The sequence below is a fragment of the Saccharothrix australiensis genome (genome assembly GCF_003634935.1).
In the GTDB taxonomy this organism is placed as follows: Bacteria; Actinomycetota; Actinomycetes; order Mycobacteriales; family Pseudonocardiaceae; genus Actinosynnema; species Actinosynnema australiense.
Genome location: NZ_RBXO01000001.1, coordinates 5,730,499 through 5,749,352, shown reverse-complemented (window position 1 = coordinate 5,749,352; position 18,854 = coordinate 5,730,499). Strand labels below are relative to the sequence as shown.

The window sequence follows — 18,854 nt, the reverse complement described above, 5'->3', positions numbered from 1 at the left end:
TGAACGGGCGAGCCCCACTCGCCGGCAGCGCCCCCGGGCATCGCAGCGCGCCCCGAGCAGCGCGCCCCGAGCAGCGCCTTCGAGAATCACCCCGGTTCCCGCGCAGCGGCCCGCCCGATCGTGGCAGGGTCGCGTGAGCGGGAGGAGGGGCATGGCCGGGCAGACCGTCACCGGTCCTGGAGCGCCCGGTGGTCGGCCGCGAGCGGTCCGCCCTCCGGCCGCAGCACCTCGCGGTGCGCGGCGCGCAGCGCGCCGCCGGGGTCGATGCCCAGCTCGTCCACCAGCAGCCGGCGCACCCGCTGGTAGTGGGCCAGCGCCTCGCCGGTCCGGCCCGCCCGGTGCAGGGCCAGCACGAGCTGCGCGGCCACGCGCTCGTCCAGCGGGTGCGCCGCGGACCGCGCCGTGAGCCGCGCCAGCTCACCCCCGCCGCGACCCAGGCGCAGCGCCGCGTCCGTGCGGTCGGCCTCGGCGAGGGACCGGTGCTGCTCGGCCACCGCCCGCAGCGCACCCAGCCACGGCGTGTCCAGGCCGGCGAACGCCTCGCCCCGCCACAGGGCCAGCGCCTCGTCGAACAGGGCCAGGCGCGCCGCGTCCGCGCCGGCGCGGCGGGCGGCCGACACCAGCCACTCGAACCGGCGCAGGTCCACCGCGTCCGGGTCCACCACCAGCTCGTAGCAGCCGGTGCGGCGGACCAGGGCGACGTCCTCGGCGTCGACCAGCGCCTGCCGCAGCCGGTACAGGTAGCCGTACAGCGAGGGGCGCGGCCGGCGCGGCGGCCGGTCACCCCACACCCGCGCGACGAGCTGGTCGAACCCCACCGGCTGGTTCGGCTCCACCGCCAGCGCCGCCAGGACGCACCGCTGCCGGGCGTGCCCCAGGTCCGCCCGCCTGCCGTCCAGGAACACCTCGACCGTGCCCAGCAACCGGATCTCGACCGCCATGCCACCACCTCCGGCACCCCGGTATAGCGGTGGTGGCGGCGTTCGCGGCCGTTCGACCTTGTTCGGGCCTGTACGCGCCGGTCAGCGCGCTGTCCGAACGGGAAGGGCCGCCGTCCGGGACACGCCGGGCACGCCACCCGCACCAGTGCCGTGGGCCGAACCGCCGATGGAGGGCGGCGACCGCCTGGCGCAGGCTGGGTCCGTGGAAGATCACCGGGCGGGGCCGCCGCAACCCGAGGACGCGACCACGGCAGCCGAGTTCGTCACCGCGCTGAGAAGACTGCGCCTGTGGTCCGGCCTGACCTACCGGCAGCTGGAGGGCAAGGCGCACGCGGCCGGGCACGTCCTGCCGCCCAGCACGACCGCCACGATGCTGGGCCGGTCGACGCTGCCCCGCGAGGAGCTGGTCACCGCCTACGCGCGGGCGTGCGGGCTCGACGAGGAGGACGCCGGGCGCTGGGTCGCCGCGCGCCGCCGGCTGGCGATGGACCCGGCCGCGCCGGTCGAACCCGGCGAAGAGCCGCCCGCCGGGCGCCGGCGGGCCCGGTGGCCCCTGGTGGCCGCCGCCGTGCTCCTCGCGCTGGCCGCGACCGCCACCGCGTTCGTCGTCCGGCCGGGCGCGCCGGACCGGCCGGAGCAGCCGCCCGCCGACGGCCGGTACCTGCTGCGCCCCGCGCACGTGGCCGACCGCGACCTGTGCGTCGGCGAGGGCCGGGAGCGCAACCGGCGCACCGACCGGCCCCTGGCCGTGCAGCGCCCGTGCGCCGGGGTCGTGCCCGACACGTACCTGGAGGCCGTGGGCGGCGGCGTCCACCTGATCAAGTGGCGGCACCCCGAGCAGGGCTGGGGCTGCCTGTCGGTGGACGGCGCGTCCCTGGACGACGAGGTGCTGGTCGCGCCGGGTGAGTGCACGGGCGCGGCGCACCAGCGGTTCCTGCTGGAGCCGGTGACCACACCCGTGCCGCGGGGCTTCGCGCTGCGCCCCGTGCACAGCGGCAAGTGCCTCGGCGTGCTGGGCGGGCCGGCCGAGGTGGAACCGGGGGCCGAGCTGATGCAGACGGCCTGCTCCGGGAAGGCGGACCAGGAGTTCCTCCTGGAGGCGGTGCGGGACTGACGCCGTGCGCGCGACTCGCGCGTCACGGACGGCCCGCGCCACCGGAGGCCGGAGGGCGATGCGCGCCCCGGACAATACGCGCGCCGGGTGTCGTGGATTTCCGACAATGCGCGTCCGATGACCACGTGAATCGACCGCCGGTCGCTCCCGGAGCCGCGCGATCGCCCGGAACCACAATTCGGCGCGAGGCCCGATCACCCCGGCGCGGAATTGCGTCGAACGCTAGATCCAGCCTTTCCGCGCCGCCAGCAACCCGGCCTGGAAACGCGACTGCGCGCCCAGCTCCGCCATCAGCTCGGTGACCCGCCTGCCCACCGTCCGCTCCGTCACCCCCAGCGCACGCGCGATGGAGCGGTCCTTCATGCCGGCGGACAGGAGCGCCAGCAGCTCGCCGTCGCGCGCGGACAGCCCGGACCTGCCGGGCGACCGCTCCGGCGCGCCGTCCACCGGGTCGACCGCCGCCACCGGGGTGGCGCGTGCCCACATGGCCTCGAAGCAGCACACCAGCACGTCGATCAGCGCCGACTCGCGCACCAGCAGCCGCACCGCCGCGTCCGGCTCCCGGTAGGACGCGGGCATCAGCGCCGTGCTCCGGTCCACGATGACCATCTTCATCGACGCGTCCGGCAGGACCCGCGCCTGCTCGCCCGCCGCCACGCAGCGCCGCATGTTCGCCACGTGCAGCGGCGTCGACAGCGAGTCCGCCGAGTACACGAACCGGTACTCGACACCGCTCGCCAGCTGGGTGATCTCGAAGTCGTTGGGGTTCCACTGCCCGCCCAGGTACGGGGGCGCGTCCACGGCGAGCACCTCTTCCCGCGCCTGCGCCTGCAACCGGGTCACGGACGCGATCACCGCGTCCTCGCCCTCCACCAGCTCCACCGCCGAGCCGGGCCGGGGCGCGCCGGACCGCAGCCGCCGCGCCAGCTCCTCCACCCGGACCTGCATCCGGGCCAGGTCGCCGCGCCGCCGCTGGATCAGCGCCGCCAACGCCTCGTCCGGCGCGACCACGAGGTACGAGGCGGGCGCGTGGCCGAGCTGGTGCACCAGGCCCGCGCCGACCAGGTCGGCCAGCGCCGCGCGGACCTCCGGCAGCGGCTCGCCGACGTGCTCGGCGAGCTGCCCGGCGGTGGCGCGGCGCAGCTCCAGCAGGGCGAGGTAGACGTCGTTGTCCCGCTGTCCAAGGCCGACCGGCTCCAGCAGGAACATCAACACCTCGCAGGGCGAACGTCCGGTGACGGTAAGTCGATCTCCACGGGATCGTCAAGGGGTGGCGTGGCGGTTGCGGGCGACCCCGGACATTGTCGGGGATCGGACATCGGCGGCGACGGGAATTCCGCCGGAACCGTACGAAAGTCTCTTGTCGGGCGCGCCGGGCGCGGCAAATACTCGGCTGGTCCGATCGGACACCGCTCATTCACCGCCCGGAACACGTGGTCGTCGAGGGCCGGCCGTTCCGGGCGCCCTGCACCGAGGAGCAGTGATGCGACACCGAACCCCGCCCGGACGAATCCTCGGCCTGGGCGTCGCGGCCACCGCCGCCGCCGCCGCGGTCGCGGTCGTCCCGCCCGGCGCGGCCACCGCCGCCCAGGAGGGCCCGATCGTCGCCGAGAACGCGCCGAACGCGCTCCGGGACGCCTACCTCGTCGTGCTCAAGGACGACCGGCTCGGCCGGTCGACGGTCCGCGGCGAGGCGGAGGCCCTCGTCGCACGCCACGGCGGCGGCCGGATCGGCTTCACCTACCACGCGGCCCTGACGGGCTTCTCGGTCACCATGCCCGCCGAGCGGGCCAAGCGCCTCGCCGCCGACCCGGCCGTGTCCTACGTCGAGCAGGACCGCTCCACGGGGCTGCTGACCGACCAGAACAACCCGCCGTCGTGGGGCCTGGACCGCATCGACCAGGACTCCCTGCCGCTCAACCAGAAGTACAGCTACTCCACCGGCGCGTCGAACGTCACCGCGTACGTGATCGACACCGGCATCAACTACAACCACACGAACTTCGGCGGGCGGGCGACGTTCGGGTTCGACGCGTTCTCCGACGGCCAGAACGGCAAGGACTGCCACGGCCACGGCACGCACGTCGCGGGCACCGTCGGCGGCAGCACCTTCGGCGTGGCCAAGGAGGTCAAGCTCAAGGCCGTGCGGGTGCTCAACTGCCAGGGCTCCGGTTCGGTGTCCACCGAGGCGGCGGGCGTCGACTGGGTGACCGCGAACGCGGTGCTCCCGGCCGTGGCGAACATGAGCCTCTACACGGGCACCGCCAACGAGCCCAGCCGCGTGCTCGACAACGCGGTGAAGGCGTCGATCGCCAAGGGCATCTCCTACGTCGTGGCCGCGGGCAACTTCAACGACGACTCCTGCAAGTACTCGCCGCAGCGCGTGACCGAGACGATCAACGTCGCGGCCTCGGCCCGCACCGACGCGCGGGCGTCGTTCTCCAGCTTCGGCCGGTGCAGCGACCTGTTCGCGCCCGGTCAGGACATCATCTCGGCGTCGCACTCGAACAACTCCGGCTCCGCGAGCATGAGCGGCACGTCGATGGCCTCGCCGCACGTGGCGGGCGCGGTCGCGCTCTACCTGGCGGACAACCCGACCAGGACGCCGGCCGAGGTGCACAGCGCGATCGTGGCGGCGGCGACGCCGAACAAGATCACCAACCCCGGCGCGAACACGCCGAACCGCCTGCTGCGCGTGAACAACGCCGCGCCGACCCCCGTGACCGTGGCCAACCCCGGCAACCAGGCGACGACCGTCGGCGGTGAGGTGAGCCTCCAGCTCAAGGCGACCGGTGGCACCGCGCCGTACACCTGGTCGGCGCCCACCCTGCCGCCCGGCCTGTCGCTCGGCGCGTCCACGGGCCTGATCAGCGGCACCGCGACCACCGCGGGCACCTACACGGTGACCGCGACCGCCACGGCGGCGGCGGGCGGCTCGGGCAGCACGACCTTCACGTGGGCGGTCGCGGCGGCGGCGTGCGAGTCGCGGACCAACGGCACCGACGTGGCGATCCCGGACGCGGGCGCGGCGGTGACCAGCGAGGTGACCTTCACCGGCTGCACCGGCAACGCGGCGGCGGGCAGCAGGGTCGAGGTGCACATCAAGCACACCTACCGGGGTGACCTGGTGGTGGACCTGGTCGCGCCGGACGGCACCGCCTACCGCCTGAAGGACTCCAGCGGCGGCGACAGCGCGGACGACCTCGACACCACCTACACGACCGACCTCTCGGCGGAGGCGCGCGACGGCACCTGGAAGCTCAGCGTGCGGGACGTGGCGGCCAACGACGTGGGCACGATCGACAGCTGGGGCTTGACGCTCTAGGGCGTCGCGAGCCGGAGCCCGACACTCCGGTCAGCCGGGGGCCGTTCCGCGCGGAACGGCCCCCGGTCGCGTCACGGGCGGGCGGGCGGACGCCGACCCGACCGGAGACCCAGCCCGCGTCGACGGGCACCGAGCGGCGGTCACCCGTCCACCGCCGGCTCGCCGCGCAGCGCGGCGGACGCCTCCCTGATGATCTCCCGCATCGCCTGCTCGGCCGCCGCCGGGTCGCCCGACTGCACCGCCTGCGCCACGTCGGCGTGCAGGCGGATGGCGAGCGGGTTGGGCCGGGTGGGCATCAGGCCGTGGTGGGTGCGGCCGATGAGCACCTCGGAGACGACCTCGGTCAGCGCGACCAGCATCTCGTTCCCGGACGCGGCCAGCAGCGTGCGGTGGAACAGCAGGTCCGCGTCGAGGTACGCCTCCAGGTCGCCCGCCTTGCCGTGGACCGACATGCCCATCACGGCGCGGGTCAGGTCGCCGCACTGCTCGGGGGTCGCGCGCAGCGCCGCGAGCGCCGCCGCGACCGGCTCCAGCCCGCCGCGCAGCTCGCCCAGCGACGTGAGCTGCGCCTCGCGGTCCTCGCCGTCCAGCCGCCACCGGATGATGCGCGGGTCGAACAGGTTCCACCCGGACCGCCCGGCGACCGTCACGCCGACCCGGCGGCGCGTCGTCAGCAGGCCCATCGACTCCAGCACCCGGACCACCTCGCGGACCACCGGCCGCGACACGCCGTGGTGCTCGGCGAGCGCGTCGATGCGCAGCACCTCGCCGGGCGGGATGGCACCGGCGGTGATCCTCTTCCCCAGGTCGTCCAGGAGGGTCTGGTGCAGGCCGGGCTTGGGCGGTTCGGGTGCTCCCACGAGGCGGAATCCTCTCACGATTGGGCTGGTGAGAGGCACCTCATCGATAAAGAGCAGGTTTTTGACGTGCGACACGTTGTAAAAACCTGATTAATGGCGCACGCTGTGCGGCACGACGAAGGGAGCAGCCGTGCCGCAGGTGATCGTGGTCATGGGCGTGTCGGGCTCGGGGAAGACCACCACGGGCGCGGCGCTGGCCCGCCGGCTCGGCGTGCCGTTCGCCGACGCCGACGACTTCCACCCGCCCGCCAACATCGCCAAGATGGCCGCCGGCGTGCCCCTGGACGACGACGACCGCGTGCCGTGGCTGCGCGCGATCGGCCAGTGGATCGCCGAGCACCGCGACGGCGGGGTCGTCACCTGCTCCGCCCTCAAGCGGTCGTTCCGCGACGGCCTGCGCGCCGCCGCGCCGTCGGCCCGCTTCCTCCACCTCGCCGGCGACCCCGAGGTGGTGCGCGCCCGCGTCGCCGCCCGGTCCGGCCACTTCATGCCGGTGTCGCTCGTGGCCTCGCAGTACGCCGCCCTCGAACCGCTCGAACCGGACGAGCCCGGCCTGGTGCTCGACCTGTCCCTGCCCGTCGACGCCCTCGTCGACGCCTACCTCAACGCCGAGGAAGGAAACCCGTCATGACCGTCGCCACGGACGCCCTGTCCGCCGGCCGGCTCCTGCCCGCCGCCGTCGTCGGCATCGCGCTCCTCGTCCTGCTGATCAGCCGGTTCAAGCTCAACCCGTTCCTCGGCCTGACGGTGTCGTCGCTGGTCGTGGCGGCCATCGCGGGACTGCCGATGGACGCGGCCGTCGCCGGTTTCGCGAAGGGGTTCGGTGACACCGCCGCCGGCGTCGGCACGCTGATCGCGCTCGGCGCGATGATCGGCAAGCTGCTCGCCGACACGGGTGGCGCGGACGCCCTGGTCGACACCATCATCGGGCGCTCCAGCCGCCGCACCCTGCCGTGGGCGATGGCGGTCGTCGGCGCGCTGATCGGCCTGCCGATGTTCTTCGAGATCGGCCTCGTGCTGATCATGCCGGTGGTCCTGCTGGTGTCCCGGCGGTCCGGGATGTCGCTGGTGCGCCTGGGCATCCCGGCGCTGGCCGGCCTCTCCGCGATGCACGGCCTGGTCCCGCCGCACCCCGGCCCGCTGGTGGCGGTGAACGCCCTGGACGCCGACCTGGGCATCACGCTCGGCCTCGGCGTGCTCTTCGCGGTGCCGACGGTGGCCATCGCCGGTCCGCTGTTCGCCCGCTACGCGGCCCGCTGGGTCGACGTGCCCGCGCCGGACCTGTTCGAGGGCTCGGAGCGCGACGAGGCGAAGGCGCGGCCGTCGTTCGCGGTCACGCTCGCCACCGTCCTGCTGCCCGTGGTGCTGATGATGGGCAAGGCGCTGGCGGACATCGTGGCCGCCAAGGGGAACCCCGTGCGGTCGGCGTTCGACTTCCTCGGCACGCCCGTGATCGCGCTGCTGATCGCGGTCATCGTGGCCATGATCACGCTGGGCCGGGGCGCGCGGATGTCCGGCCGCGACATCGCCAAGAGCGTGGAGCAGGGCCTGCCGCCGATCGCGGGCATCCTGCTGATCGTGTCCGCCGGCGGTGGTTTCAAGCAGACCCTGATCGACACGGGCATCGGCAAGCTGATCGCGGGGTGGGTGTCCGGCAGCGGCCTGTCGGTGCTGCTGCTGGCCTGGCTGGTGGCCGTCCTCATCCGCTTGGCGACCGGCTCGGCGACCGTGGCGACGGTGACCGCGTCCGGCATCCTGGCACCCCTGGTGACGACCCTCGGCACGGGGGAGACGTCCCTGCTGGTCCTGGCGATCGGTGCGGGCTCGCTGTTCTTCTCGCACGTCAACGACGCGGGCTTCTGGCTGGTGAAGGGCTACTTCGGGCTCAGCGTCGGCCAGACGGTCAAGACCTGGTCGATCATGGAGAGCCTGATCTCGGTCGTCGGCCTGGCCTTGGTCCTCGTCGCGGACCTCGTGATCTAGCCACCGACGCGAAGACCGCAGCCCGACCCCAGCCGAAAGGTGAACAGCGCCGGGACGAGGGCAACAGGGCCGGGACGGGAGTAAGAGGGCCGGGACGGGAGCAAGAGCGCCCGGCCCGCCCGCCCTGACCGGTTGGCGGCCGGCCGGCGCGCTGCGCAGCGCTCCCGCGGCAACCCGGCCCTTGCCGAAAGGGTGGTCGTTCTGCTCAGCGTTCCCGACGACCGTCCAAGACCTGCGTGGCGTCCGGTCGCCTCGCCGTTGTGGTCACCCTGCTGTGGTGCCGTCGCTCCGGAACCCCCGCGTGCTTTCTCGTGGTGATGGGTGGCCTTGGCGGCCGGCCCTGCGTGCTTGGGGAGAGGGCGAGGTTCTCGGGGTGGGGGTTGCGTTGGGGAGTCGGGTGGCGCATCACGTCGCGATGGTCATGGTGGTGGTCGTCGCGGTGGTCGTTGTGGTTGGAACGCGGGCATGAGTGGTTGAGTGTCATGCCCGCGTTCGAAGCTTCTTGCATCCGCGGCGAACGAATCACCCCAAGAGCCGCGGAACCCCAGTGACTAGCGTGCGTACTCCGGCAGCCGCGTGGCGACCTCGGCCGGTGACGGCATGGCGGCGACCTCGGCCGCGATGGCCTTGGCGGCCTGTGCGACCACCGTGTCGGACAGCAGTCGCCGTGCCTGCTCGGCGACGGCGTCCGCGGTCACGGCCTCCTCCAGGAGCTGGGCGCCCAGCCCGTGCTCGACGACCGCCTCCGCGTTGCTGAACTGGTCCGCGCCCTGCGGCAGGATCAGTTGCGGCACGCCCGCGGCGAACGTGCCCAGGGTGGTGCCGCTGCCGCCGTGGTGCACCACCAGGTCGGTGTGCGGCAGCAGGTCCGCCTGCGGGACCCACGGCAGCACGGTGACGTGCTCCGGGACCTCGCCGAGCGCCTCGACCGGCACCGTCGGGCCGGCCGCCACCAGGACGCGCGCGTCCTCCAGCGTGGCGAGGCCGGCGATCGCGTTGCGCAGCACGCCGGGGTCGCCGAACGCCGTGCCCAGCGTCAGGTACACCAGCGGCCGGCTGTGCTCCCGCACCCAGTCGGGCAGCTCGCCGGGCTCGGCGAACGGCACCGGCCGCAGTGGGATGATCGTGTCGTGCGCCGACAGGAACCGCTTGTTCTGCACCGAAGGCGGGCAGACGTCGAGGTACGGGTTGCCGAGGAGCATCGGGTCCTCGGCGGGCAGCTCGACGCCGAGTTCCCCGGCGAACTCGGCCAGGGGGTTCGGCCCGTCGGACCGGAACAGCTCCTCGCCGTTCCACACCCGGCCGAAACCGTGGCAGATCGCGGGGATGCCCGCGGCGCGCGCGGCGAGGCCGGCGCCGGGGTTGCCGACCTCGTGCACCACCAGGTCGGGCCGCCACTCGCCGAAGAACGGCGCCAGGTCGGCGTGGACGCTGCGCGGCAGCAGCTCGCCGAATATCTTCATGGCGAGGGCGGGCAGCTGCTCCTTGGAGACGGTGCGCGGGTCCGTCGGGCCGTACGCGTCGGTGAAGGCTTGTCGGATGGACGTGCCGGCCTTCCGGTGCCGGATGCCGAGCCCGGTCACCGTGTCGACGAAGTCCGTGCTGGTGGCGTAGACCACCTCGTGGCCTTGCTCGTGCGCGGCGGAGGCGAGCGGCAGCAGTGGATAGGTGTGTCCGTGCGAGCCGAGGCTCGAGAAGAGGATCTTCACTGCATCGAGGATAGCGACTTTTTCGTCGCCGGGTGAATTTTTTCGCGCCGCCGCGCGTGCGGTCGGCGGCACCGGGTGGGCGGGCCCGCGGTCGGGTCGGCGCCGTGCGGAAGTCCTTGAGCTGCAACGGACACCCGCCGCGTCGCGTTGTCGACCACCCCACCCCCGGTTAGGCTTCGCTGATCACACCGTTCGGAGCACCGAAGCCACCCGCTGTCCGGAGGCCATCCCCCCGTGCGCGCCCGCTGGGTCCTGCCCGCCCTGATCACCGTCGCCTGGCTCGTGCTCGGTGCGTTCGCCGGGCCGTACACCGGCAAGCTCAGCCAGGTCGCGGTCAACGACAGCACCGCCTTCCTGCCCGCCTCGGCCGAGGCGACGGAGGTGGCCGAGCGGCTCAAGGCGTTCGACGACCAGCGCAGCCTCCCCGCCGTCGTGGTGGCCGAGCGCGCCACCGGCCTGACCGACGGCGACCGCGCCTACCTCGCGGGCATCGCCCACCCCGGCCGGGCGTCGCCCGTGCTGCCGTCCCGCCAGGACGACCAGGCCGCTCGGGTGGTCGTGGCCGTCGACGCCGCCGACCCGGCCGACGCGGTGGAGGAACTGCGGGCCGCGCTCGCCACGCCGCCCGCCGGCCTCACCGCGCTGGTCACCGGGCCCGCCGCGCAGGTAGCCGACCTCCGGGCCGCGTTCGGCGGCATCGACGGGCTGCTGCTGGTGGTCGCCGGCGCGGTGGTCGCGCTGATCCTGGTCCTGGTCTACCGGAGCCCGCTGCTGCCGCTGGTCGTGCTGCTGTCGGGCGGGTTCGCGCTCGGGGTCGCGAGCCTCGCCGTGTACCTGCTCGCCGACCACGACGTGCTCGACCTCAACGGCCAGAGCCAGGGCATCCTGTCCATCCTCGTGTTCGGCGCGGCGACGGACTACGCGCTGCTGCTCGTGTCCCGGTTCCGGGAGCAGTTGCGCGACACGGCCGACCGCTACCGGGCGATGCGCACGGCGTGGCGGGCGACCGTCGAACCCGTCGTCGCGTCCGCGGCCACCGTGGTGCTCGGCGTGCTGTGCCTGCTGTTCAGCGACCTGAAGTCCAACAAGGGGCTCGGACCCGTCGCGGCGATCGGCATCGGCGCGGCGCTGCTCGCCGCCACCACGTTCCTGCCCGCCGTGCTGGTGCTGCTCGGGCGCGCGGCGTTCTGGCCGAAGCGCCCCGCGCCGGGCTCGGCGCACCCGGAGGCGGGTGGCGTGTGGGCGCGGGTGGCCGGCCTGATCTCCGCCCGGCCCCGGCTGACCTGGGTCGTGACCGCCCTGGTGCTGCTGCTCGGCGTCGCGTTCGTGCCGCAGCTCAAGGCGTCCGGCACGGCGCAGTCCGACGTGTTCCTCGGCGAGGTGGACTCCGTCGCGGGGCAGGAGCTGCTGTCCCGGCACTTCCCCGGCGGCAGCGGCGCGCCCACCGTCGTGCTGGCGCGGGCCGCGCGGGCGTCGGAGGTCGCCGCCGCGGCCGAGGTGACCGGGGTGTCCACTGTGGAGGCCAGGGGCGAGGCGGACGGGTCGGCGCGGTTCGACGTGGTGCTGGACGACCCGGCCGACTCGGAGGCCGCGACCGCCACCGTGCAGCGGCTGCGGGAGGCGGTGCGGGCGGTGCCCGACGCCGACGCGAAGGTCGGCGGGCCCACCGCCACCCAGCTCGACACCCGCCGCACCTCCGAGCGCGACCGGCTGGTGATCATCCCGATCGTGCTGCTGGTGGTCTTCGCCGTGCTGGCCCTGCTGCTGCGCGCCCTCGTCGCGCCGCTGCTGCTGATCGCGACCGTCGTGCTGTCCTTCGGCGCGACGCTGGGCGTGTCCGCGCTGGTGTTCAACGAGCTGCTCGGGTTCCCCGGCGCGGACCCGGTGGTGCCGCTGTTCGGCTTCGTGTTCCTGGTGGCGCTCGGCGTCGACTACAACATCTTCCTGATGACGCGCGTGCGCGAGGAGACGCGCGGTTCCGGCGCGCGGGAGGGCGTGCTGCGCGGGCTGACCATCACCGGCGGGGTGATCACGTCGGCCGGCGTGGTGCTCGCGGCGACGTTCTCCGCGTTGGCGGTGCTCCCGATCCTGTTCCTGGCGCAGATCGCGTTCATCGTCGCGTTCGGCGTGCTGCTCGACACCCTCGTCGTGCGGTCGCTCCTGGTGCCCGCCCTGGCGCTGGACATCGGGCGCGGGATCTGGTGGCCGTCAAGGCTTTCTCGTCCCGATGATCGCCGGACTTGAGGAAAGTCACCGGTTCGAGTGGAGTTTCCCGCTCTCTTCACGGTGACGCGACCGCGCTCGGCGCGCCGTTCCGCCCCAACGTTCCTATGGTCCGCTCGTGGCCGATCCGAGATCGGCCGCGAGCGACACCGGGTGGTCGGGCACCAGCTCTGTCCGCCGGCCATCCGGGACGGTCACCGAACGGAAGGGGCTAAGCCGTCGGGCAGGGGCAACCGGGTCGCGGTGCGGCACGGCGGGGTGCGGCGGCAAGTCGAATCATGGGTCATCACGGAGGCACAACCGACAGCGGCAACCACCACGTCATCCGGGCGGTGTTCCTGACCGTCGTGACCGCGTGCCTGCTCGGCCTCGCGAACGCCACGGCGTCCGCCGAGCCGGGGCTGGACTGGGACGCGGTCGCCCAGTGCGAGTCGAGCGGCAACTGGTCCATCAACACCGGGAACGGCTACTACGGCGGCCTGCAGTTCGCCCCCGGCACCTGGTCGTCCAACGGCGGGTCCGGGATGCCGCACGAGGCCAGCCGCGAGGAGCAGATCCGCGTGGCGGAGAACGTGCTCCGCACCCAGGGCCCCGGCGCGTGGCCGAACTGCGCCCGGCGCACCGCCCACGTCCCGTCCGCCTCGGACGTGAGCCGTGCCCCGACCCGCGCGGTCCAGACCGCTCCGGTGGCGCCGCGGGTGGCCCCGCGGCCGGTGGCGCCCGCGCCGCCCGCCTCGCCCGCCTCGACGGACAACCCCGAGGGCGACTACACGATCCAGGAGGGCGACACCCTCTGGTCCATCGCCTCCGGGAAGGGGCTGGCAGGGGGGTGGCAGGAGCTCGTCGACCTCAACCCCGAGCACCTGACGAACCCCGACCTGATCATCACCGGGCACCGCATCCGCACCGCGCCGGACGCGCCGGAGGAACCCGAGCGCACCAAGCGGATCCGCTGATGGCCACCGGACGCGCGGCGGAGGAGGAACCGGGCCCGGTGACGGGCGGCCGCGGACCGCGATCGACCGCACCGGGGGAGGGACCCGTCGGACGACGCGCTCGCGAGGGCCGCCGCCGACCACCGGGAGCAGGACCGACTCGCGCTCGTTGACCACCGACCACCGCACCACTGAGGAAGAACCCGAACACATCCGTTGACCACCACCGAACCGTGGCCGCCGCGTCGGCGCCCCGGTAGGCGATCCGCCTCCCGGACACCGCGCGGCGGCCACGCCTTTGTCCGATGAGGACGGTCGGCGAGTGGTCGGGCGCGGGTTCCGGGATCGGGAGCGGCCAACGGCTTCCCTGTCCACAAAGGATGGACCATTACCCGGCGAAAATCTTCTCACACCACCCGATCGAGTGGATGTTTCCTGTTATCGTGCCGATGCGGGTGAACGAGCGTCCACAAAGGACCAGGGAGCGGAGGTGGCCCGTTGTCGGTGCGGATGAGCGAGACGATCATCGCGTTCATCCTGTTCGCCCTGGTGGTGCCGCTGGCCGCGCTGCCCTGGGTGCACCTCCAGTACCGCAGGTACGGGCAGTTGCGCGGCTGGTCGGCGGTCGTGGCGGCGGCCGGCGTGCTCTACGGCTGCGGGCTGGTCGCGTTCACGCTGTTCCCGCTGCCCGCGGTCACGCCGGACTTCTGCCTCGACCGCCACCTGCTCGACACCTGGCAGCTGCGGCCGTTCGCGTCCCTGGACGACGTCCTCCGCGAAGGCCGGGCGGCCCTGTCGCAGGTGCTGCTGAACGTGGTCCTGTTCGTGCCGCTGGGTTTCCTGCTCCGCTACCGCTTCGGCCGCGGCCTGCCCGCCGCGACCGCGGTGGGCCTGCTCACCTCGCTGTGCGTCGAGCTGGTCCAGGGCACCGCGATCCTCGGCCTCTACCCGTGCCCGTACCGGCTGGCCGACGTGGACGACCTGGTGACCAACACCCTGGGCTGCGTCCTGGGCTGGCTGCTCGCCCGGTGGGCAGGCCGCCTGCTCCCGCCCGCGGTGCCCGAGCCGAGCGCCGACCTCGCGCCGCCGGGCCTGCTGCGCCGCGGGCTGGCGTTCGCCGGCGACCTGCTCACGATCGGCCTGACCCAGTCCGCCGTCCAGGTGGTGCTCGCCCTGACCGGCGGCAGGCCGCGCGAGCTGACGACGACCGACTGGTTCGGCGTCGCCCTGGGCGCGGCGGTGCTCGTCGCGTACACGCTGCTGGTGCCGCTGCTGCGGGCCGACCGCGCGACACCCGGCCAGGTCGTGTTCCACCTGGCGGTGGTCGGCCGGGGCGGCGGGCCCGCGAGCCGGGGCGCGACCGTCGTGCGCTTCGCCGCCTGGTGGCTGCCGGTGCTCCTGCTGGCCGCCACCGGCCGGACCGGCCTGGTCCTGGTGCTCGCCGCGCTCCTCGGCCTGCTGGCCCGGCTCCGGGCGGACCGGCGCGGCCTGCCCGCCCTGGTCTCCCGAACCCGCACGGTGACACGCGCGGCCTACGAGCGCGGCGTCGCGGCCGACCGGTGATCGCCGGTCGCGGCCGGGTGCGGTCACCGGGGTGACGCGGGCACGGGGTCCGCGGCCGGCGGGAGCGCCGCCGGGTTCGCGGCTTCGGTCCCGTGCGCGTTCGGGTGATCCCGCTGTGCTTTGCTGGCCGCATGGAGTGGGAGCAGCGGGTCACCGAGGTGTGGGCACGGTTCGACGAGGTGCCCGAAGAAGATTTCCCCGCCCTGGTGGAGTCGGCGGTCGAGGGTGCGCCGCCCGCGGTCGCCGCCTTCGAGCTGGCGGGGGCGTTCGACTCGACCGGGCACCCGGACCGGGCCGTCCCGCTGTACCGGGAGGCGCTGGACCTGGGCCTGACCGGCGAACACCGCCGCCGCGCCGTGATCCAGCTGGCGAGCTCCCTGCGCAACCTCGGTCAGCCGGAGGTCGCGGTGGACCTGCTGACCGCCGAGCGCGACGCCGGGTCGGACGACCTCGACGACGCGGTGCGGGCGTTCCTGGCGCTCGCGCTGGTCGACGTGGGGCGGGAGCGGGAGGCGGTGTCGCTGGCCCTGGGCGCGCTGGCCCCGCACCTGCCGCGCTACCAGCGCTCCCTGAGGGACTACGCGCGGGAACTGCTCGGCTGACGGCGACCGGCGGCGGCTGGGCGCGGTTCGTCGTCAGGTTCCCGCCGCCCACGTCGCGCCCACCCGCGCGGTCCAGTCGCCCGCGTCGTCCGGAGCGGTCAGGTGGACGTGCCAGGGCCCCGGCCGGGGGGCCGCCACGCGGAGCACCTCGACCGCGTCGGGCGCACCGCCTGCCCGGCCGTCGGCGGCGGGCCGGCCGGTCGTCCGCGCCGATCGCGGGACCTGCACGCCCGTCGGGTCGGAGTACGCCGCCGCCACCCGGCCGTCGCCCTTCGCCACGGTGATCGCCACCGAACTCGCGCCGGCCGGGACGTGCACGGGCACCACCACCTCGTCCCGGCCCGTCAGCCGGACGTTCCGCACCGGGTGCGCCCCGGTCGCGCACCGGGCGGCGAGCACGGACAGCACGACGCCGGGCAGCTCCTTCGAGTCGGCCACGACCGTCGCCCGTGGCGGCGCACCGCCGGCGGGGCACGGCGACGCGCCGGCGGCGTACCCGTCGAGCACCCGCCGGTCGGCCCCGCCGAACCCGATCGGCTCGACCCGGACCCCCTTCTCCCGCGCGGACGCCAGCGCCCGTCCGAGGTCCGACGCCGCGTTCCCCGGAGCGGGGGTGCGACCGCCCCCGCGGTCGGGCGTCGCGCCGGTCAACAGGAAGACCAGCCGCGTCCCGTGCGCCGCCGGCGTGGGCTCGAACTCGGCCACCGCCCGCGCCAGCGCCGGGGCGTGCCCGTCGCCTGCCGACTGCCGCGCGGGGATCGTCCGGGCGCACTCGGCGAGCCGCTCGCGCTCGACCTCCCCGGCGAGCACCGTCCGGCCGCACACCACCTCGACGGCCGGCCCGCCGTCGTAGCCGAGCACGGTGACCGACGACAACGGGGACACCTCGGCCGCCGCGATCAGCGCGGTCGCCTCCCGCTCGCGGGCCAGCGCCTCCGGTCCGGCCGGCTGGTCGACCAGCACGACGACCTCGGCGGGCGCGACGAGGGCCGCCGGGACGGGCTCCAGGTGCGTGCCCGCGCCCGACGTGGCCGTGAGGGGCACGACGTGCGCGCCCAGCGAGAAGAGGGCGGTCAGCCCGCTGACCACCGCGGTGGTCAGCGAGCCGAGCCGCCACAGGTTCGCCCTCGCCCCGACGCGCGGTGCGATCGGGGGCGGGGCGCTCAACGCCGCCAGGTACCGGCGGCCGAAGGTCGGTTCGCCGCCGGCCCCGCGCCGACCGGGGGGGTGGCCCCCGGTCAGCGCGGCCCAGTAGCGGGCGGCGAACGTGGCGTTGCGGGTCACCGGGCCGCCTCCGGTCCGTCGGCGAGGGCGCGCCGCGCGCCCCTCCTGGTGGTCGCGGTCCGGACCGGCGCGGGCCCGACCGGCGCGGTGCCGACCGGCGCGGCCTCGTCCGGTCCGGTGTCGTTCGTCGTCGATCCGTCGTCGTGTGCGGTTCGGTCGTGGTGCGCTGCCCCGTTCAGCGCGATCTCGTCCGGCACGTGCTCGTCGTGGGAGTTCCCGTCGCGCGTGCTCCCGTGGCGCGCGGGTCCGTCGGTCCGCTGCCCGGCGGGTGCGGGCCCGCCGTCGTGCTCGATCGCCTGCCGCGCCGATTGGAACGACGCGAATTGTTGGAGCACCGCCGGCGCGGACGCGCCGACGGCGATGGCCGCCGCGATCCCGGCGAGCTGGTCGTGGAACACCGCTCCGGCTATCGCGCCGAGGATGATCCGGGTGATGCCCGCCGCCGCCCGCGCCGGCAGGTCGACGAACCCGCCGAAGGACGGCGGGCCGGCCCGGCGCAGCCGCTGCCTGCGCCGGGCCTCTTGCCATGCGTCCACCAGTGCGAACACCGTGATGGTCTCGACCAGAGCTCCGCCTGCCGCACCCAGTGCGATGGCGGTCAGCAAATCCATCCGATTCCCGCTCCCGTTCACCGGAGTCGACCCGGTCGACTGCATGGTCGTCGGCGCGCGGTGATTCGTGTCGGAGATCGCACATTGTCATCCATATGGGTTATTCAGGTATCCCGCGATTCGCACTGGTGCGCGGGGAATATCCGAAACAATTTCATTCCCACTGCGCCGGCCGAGGTCGTGCGACGCATCACGGTGGTCTGCCCCCGCGCCCGCCCGTGGCCTACAGTGGAGCCGTTCGCGACTGGCGTGACGAGGGTGGGAACGACCACCGGGGAGCGACGAGCCGGCTTGCACCGCGCGCCTGGGTGCCACGGCGCCCTGGAGGCTGTCGTGCACCAACCGCCGGTTCCCGCGCTGTCCGCCGCCGACCCCGAGGTCGCGCGGCTGGTCGAGGCCGAGGCCCGTCGCCAGTTCGAGAAGATCCGGCTCATCGCGTCGGAGAACTACGTGTCGCGGGCCGTGCTGGAGGCCACCGGCACCGTGCTGACCAACAAGTACTCCGAGGGCTACGCGGGCCGCCGCTACTACGAGGGTCAGCAGGTGGTCGACCCGGTCGAGACGCTGGCCGCGGACCGCGCGAAGCGCCTGTTCGCCGTCGACCACGCCAACGTGCAGCCCTACTCGGGCTCGCCCGCGAACCTGGCCGTCTACCTGGCGTTCCTGGAGCCCGGCGACACCGTGATGGGGATGGCGCTGCCGATGGGCGGGCACCTGACGCACGGCTGGAACGTGTCCGCGACCGGCAAGTGGTTCCGCAGCGCGCAGTACGGCGTGCGCCGGGACACCGGCCGCGTCGACCTCGACGAGGTGCGCGACCTGGCCCTGCGCGAGCGCCCGAAGGTCATCTTCTGCGGCGGCACGGCGATCCCGCGCACGATCGACTTCCCGGCGTTCGCCGCCATCGCGCGGGAGGTGGACGCGGTGCTGGTGGCCGACATCGCGCACATCGCGGGGCTCGTCGCGGGCGGCGCGCACCCCTCGCCGGTCGGGCACGCCCCGGTGATCACCACCACGACGCACAAGACACTGCGCGGCCCGCGCGGCGCGATGATCCTCGCCGACGCCGCGCACGCCAAGGCCGTCGACAAGGCCGTCTTCCCCGGATTGCAGGGCGGGCCGCACAACCACACCACGGCGGCCATCGCGGTGGCGCTGGGCGAGGCGTCCACGGAGGGTTTCCGCACCTACGCGCACGACGTCGTGGCGAACGCCCGCGCGCTGGCGGCGGCCCTGGCGCACCGCGGGTTCGACCTGGTGTCCGGCGGCACCGACAACCACCTGATCCTGGTCGACCTGACCGGCAAGGGCATCGGCGGCAAGCCGGCGGCCAAGGCGCTGGACCGGGCCGGCATCGAGGCCAACTACAACACCGTGCCGTACGACCCGCGCAAGCCGTTCGACCCGTCCGGCCTGCGACTGGGCACGGCGGCCATCACCACCCGCGGCCTCGGCCCCGACCAGATGCCGCAACTGGCGGCGTGGATCGACGCGGCCGTGCAGGCGGCCGGCGACGAGGCGCTGCTGGACCGCATCGCGGCGGAGGCGGCGGAACTGATGGCCGCCTACCCGATGCCGGGTTGGGCGTAGCGCCACCCGGTGGCGGCGGCGCGCCCGCCGCCACCGGCGGTGGCCCGCGCCGGTGCGGGCCGCGTCGCCCGTCGGCCGTGCCGGTGTCGGCGCCGCTCGCCTGCACCGTCCACA

At 74.4% G+C, this 18,854-nt stretch carries 15 protein-coding genes and 1 riboswitch; of the genes, 9 read left to right on the top strand and 6 right to left on the bottom strand.

Going from position 1 to position 18,854, the window contains the following annotated elements; genetic code table 11:
• Positions 1-167 precede the first annotated feature (167 nt).
• On the bottom strand, positions 168-941 hold the full coding sequence (locus C8E97_RS24260) for an AfsR/SARP family transcriptional regulator (RefSeq protein ID WP_121007787.1): 774 nt from the start codon (positions 939-941) through the stop codon (positions 168-170).
• A gap of 202 nt (positions 942-1,143) precedes the next feature.
• Between C8E97_RS24260 and C8E97_RS24255 the strand changes: the two genes are divergently transcribed.
• On the top strand, positions 1,144-2,055 hold the full coding sequence (locus tag C8E97_RS24255) for an XRE family transcriptional regulator (protein ID WP_147455216.1): 912 nt from the start codon (positions 1,144-1,146) through the stop codon (positions 2,053-2,055).
• 222 nt (positions 2,056-2,277) lie between these two features.
• Here C8E97_RS24255 and C8E97_RS24250 read toward each other — a convergent pair whose 3' ends face one another.
• Positions 2,278-3,264: a helix-turn-helix transcriptional regulator gene (locus tag C8E97_RS24250; RefSeq protein ID WP_121012258.1), complete on the bottom strand. Its 987-nt coding sequence runs from the start codon at positions 3,262-3,264 to the stop codon at positions 2,278-2,280.
• Between the two features lie 274 nt (positions 3,265-3,538).
• Between C8E97_RS24250 and C8E97_RS24245 the strand changes: the two genes are divergently transcribed.
• A complete protein-coding gene (locus C8E97_RS24245; protein ID WP_121007785.1) occupies positions 3,539-5,380 on the top strand; it encodes a S8 family peptidase in 1,842 nt (613 codons plus the stop codon).
• Between the two features lie 140 nt (positions 5,381-5,520).
• On the opposite strand, the gene C8E97_RS24240 is transcribed toward C8E97_RS24245, so the two are convergent.
• Positions 5,521-6,240 (bottom strand): FadR/GntR family transcriptional regulator, encoded by a 720-nt coding sequence (locus C8E97_RS24240; RefSeq protein ID WP_121007784.1) that lies wholly within the window; start codon positions 6,238-6,240, stop codon positions 5,521-5,523.
• 130 nt (positions 6,241-6,370) lie between these two features.
• Between C8E97_RS24240 and C8E97_RS24235 the strand changes: the two genes are divergently transcribed.
• Positions 6,371-6,871: a gluconokinase gene (locus C8E97_RS24235; protein ID WP_246019120.1), complete on the top strand. Its 501-nt coding sequence runs from the start codon at positions 6,371-6,373 to the stop codon at positions 6,869-6,871.
• Positions 6,868-8,223 carry a GntP family permease gene (locus C8E97_RS24230; RefSeq protein WP_121007783.1) on the top strand — a complete coding sequence of 452 codons (1,356 nt, stop codon included), beginning with the start codon at positions 6,868-6,870 and terminating at the stop codon, positions 8,221-8,223. Before C8E97_RS24235 ends, C8E97_RS24230 begins: the two co-directional genes overlap by 4 nt.
• Before the next feature lie 551 nt (positions 8,224-8,774).
• Here C8E97_RS24230 and C8E97_RS24225 read toward each other — a convergent pair.
• Positions 8,775-9,932 (bottom strand): glycosyltransferase, encoded by a 1,158-nt coding sequence (locus C8E97_RS24225; protein WP_121007782.1) that lies wholly within the window; start codon positions 9,930-9,932, stop codon positions 8,775-8,777.
• Positions 9,933-10,166: 234 nt separating this feature from the next.
• Here C8E97_RS24225 and C8E97_RS24220 point away from each other — a divergent pair, with 234 nt between their 5' ends.
• From C8E97_RS24220 to C8E97_RS24205, 4 genes are all read left to right on the top strand, one after another.
• Positions 10,167-12,176 (top strand): MMPL family transporter, encoded by a 2,010-nt coding sequence (locus C8E97_RS24220; protein WP_121007781.1) that lies wholly within the window; start codon positions 10,167-10,169, stop codon positions 12,174-12,176.
• Positions 12,177-12,433: 257 nt separating this feature from the next.
• Complete coding sequence (locus tag C8E97_RS36580) at positions 12,434-13,111, top strand: LysM peptidoglycan-binding domain-containing protein (RefSeq protein ID WP_121007780.1); 678 nt, start codon at positions 12,434-12,436, stop codon at positions 13,109-13,111.
• A gap of 483 nt (positions 13,112-13,594) precedes the next feature.
• Positions 13,595-14,653: a VanZ family protein gene (locus tag C8E97_RS24210; protein ID WP_246019410.1), complete on the top strand. Its 1,059-nt coding sequence runs from the start codon at positions 13,595-13,597 to the stop codon at positions 14,651-14,653.
• Between the two features lie 131 nt (positions 14,654-14,784).
• A complete protein-coding gene (locus C8E97_RS24205) occupies positions 14,785-15,255 on the top strand; it encodes a tetratricopeptide repeat protein (RefSeq protein ID WP_121007778.1) in 471 nt (156 codons plus the stop codon).
• Between the two features lie 33 nt (positions 15,256-15,288).
• Here the strand turns inward: C8E97_RS24205 and C8E97_RS24200 are convergent, their stop codons facing one another.
• Both C8E97_RS24200 and C8E97_RS24195 read right to left on the bottom strand, forming a co-directional pair.
• The gene (locus C8E97_RS24200) at positions 15,289-16,539 is read right to left on the bottom strand and encodes a vWA domain-containing protein (RefSeq protein ID WP_121007777.1); all 1,251 of its coding nucleotides are present in this window, start codon (positions 16,537-16,539) and stop codon (positions 15,289-15,291) included.
• Positions 16,536-17,075 carry a hypothetical protein gene (locus C8E97_RS24195; RefSeq protein ID WP_147455215.1) on the bottom strand — a complete coding sequence of 180 codons (540 nt, stop codon included), beginning with the start codon at positions 17,073-17,075 and terminating at the stop codon, positions 16,536-16,538. The genes C8E97_RS24200 and C8E97_RS24195 overlap by 4 nt, the downstream gene beginning before the upstream one ends.
• A 305-nt stretch (positions 17,076-17,380) precedes the next feature.
• A riboswitch (ZMP/ZTP riboswitch) is annotated at positions 17,381-17,467 on the top strand.
• A 16-nt stretch (positions 17,468-17,483) separates the two neighbouring features.
• On the opposite strand from C8E97_RS24195, the gene C8E97_RS24190 reads away from it, so the two are divergent.
• On the top strand, positions 17,484-18,740 hold the full coding sequence (locus tag C8E97_RS24190; protein WP_121007775.1) for a serine hydroxymethyltransferase: 1,257 nt from the start codon (positions 17,484-17,486) through the stop codon (positions 18,738-18,740).
• Positions 18,741-18,854: the final 114 nt, after the last annotated feature.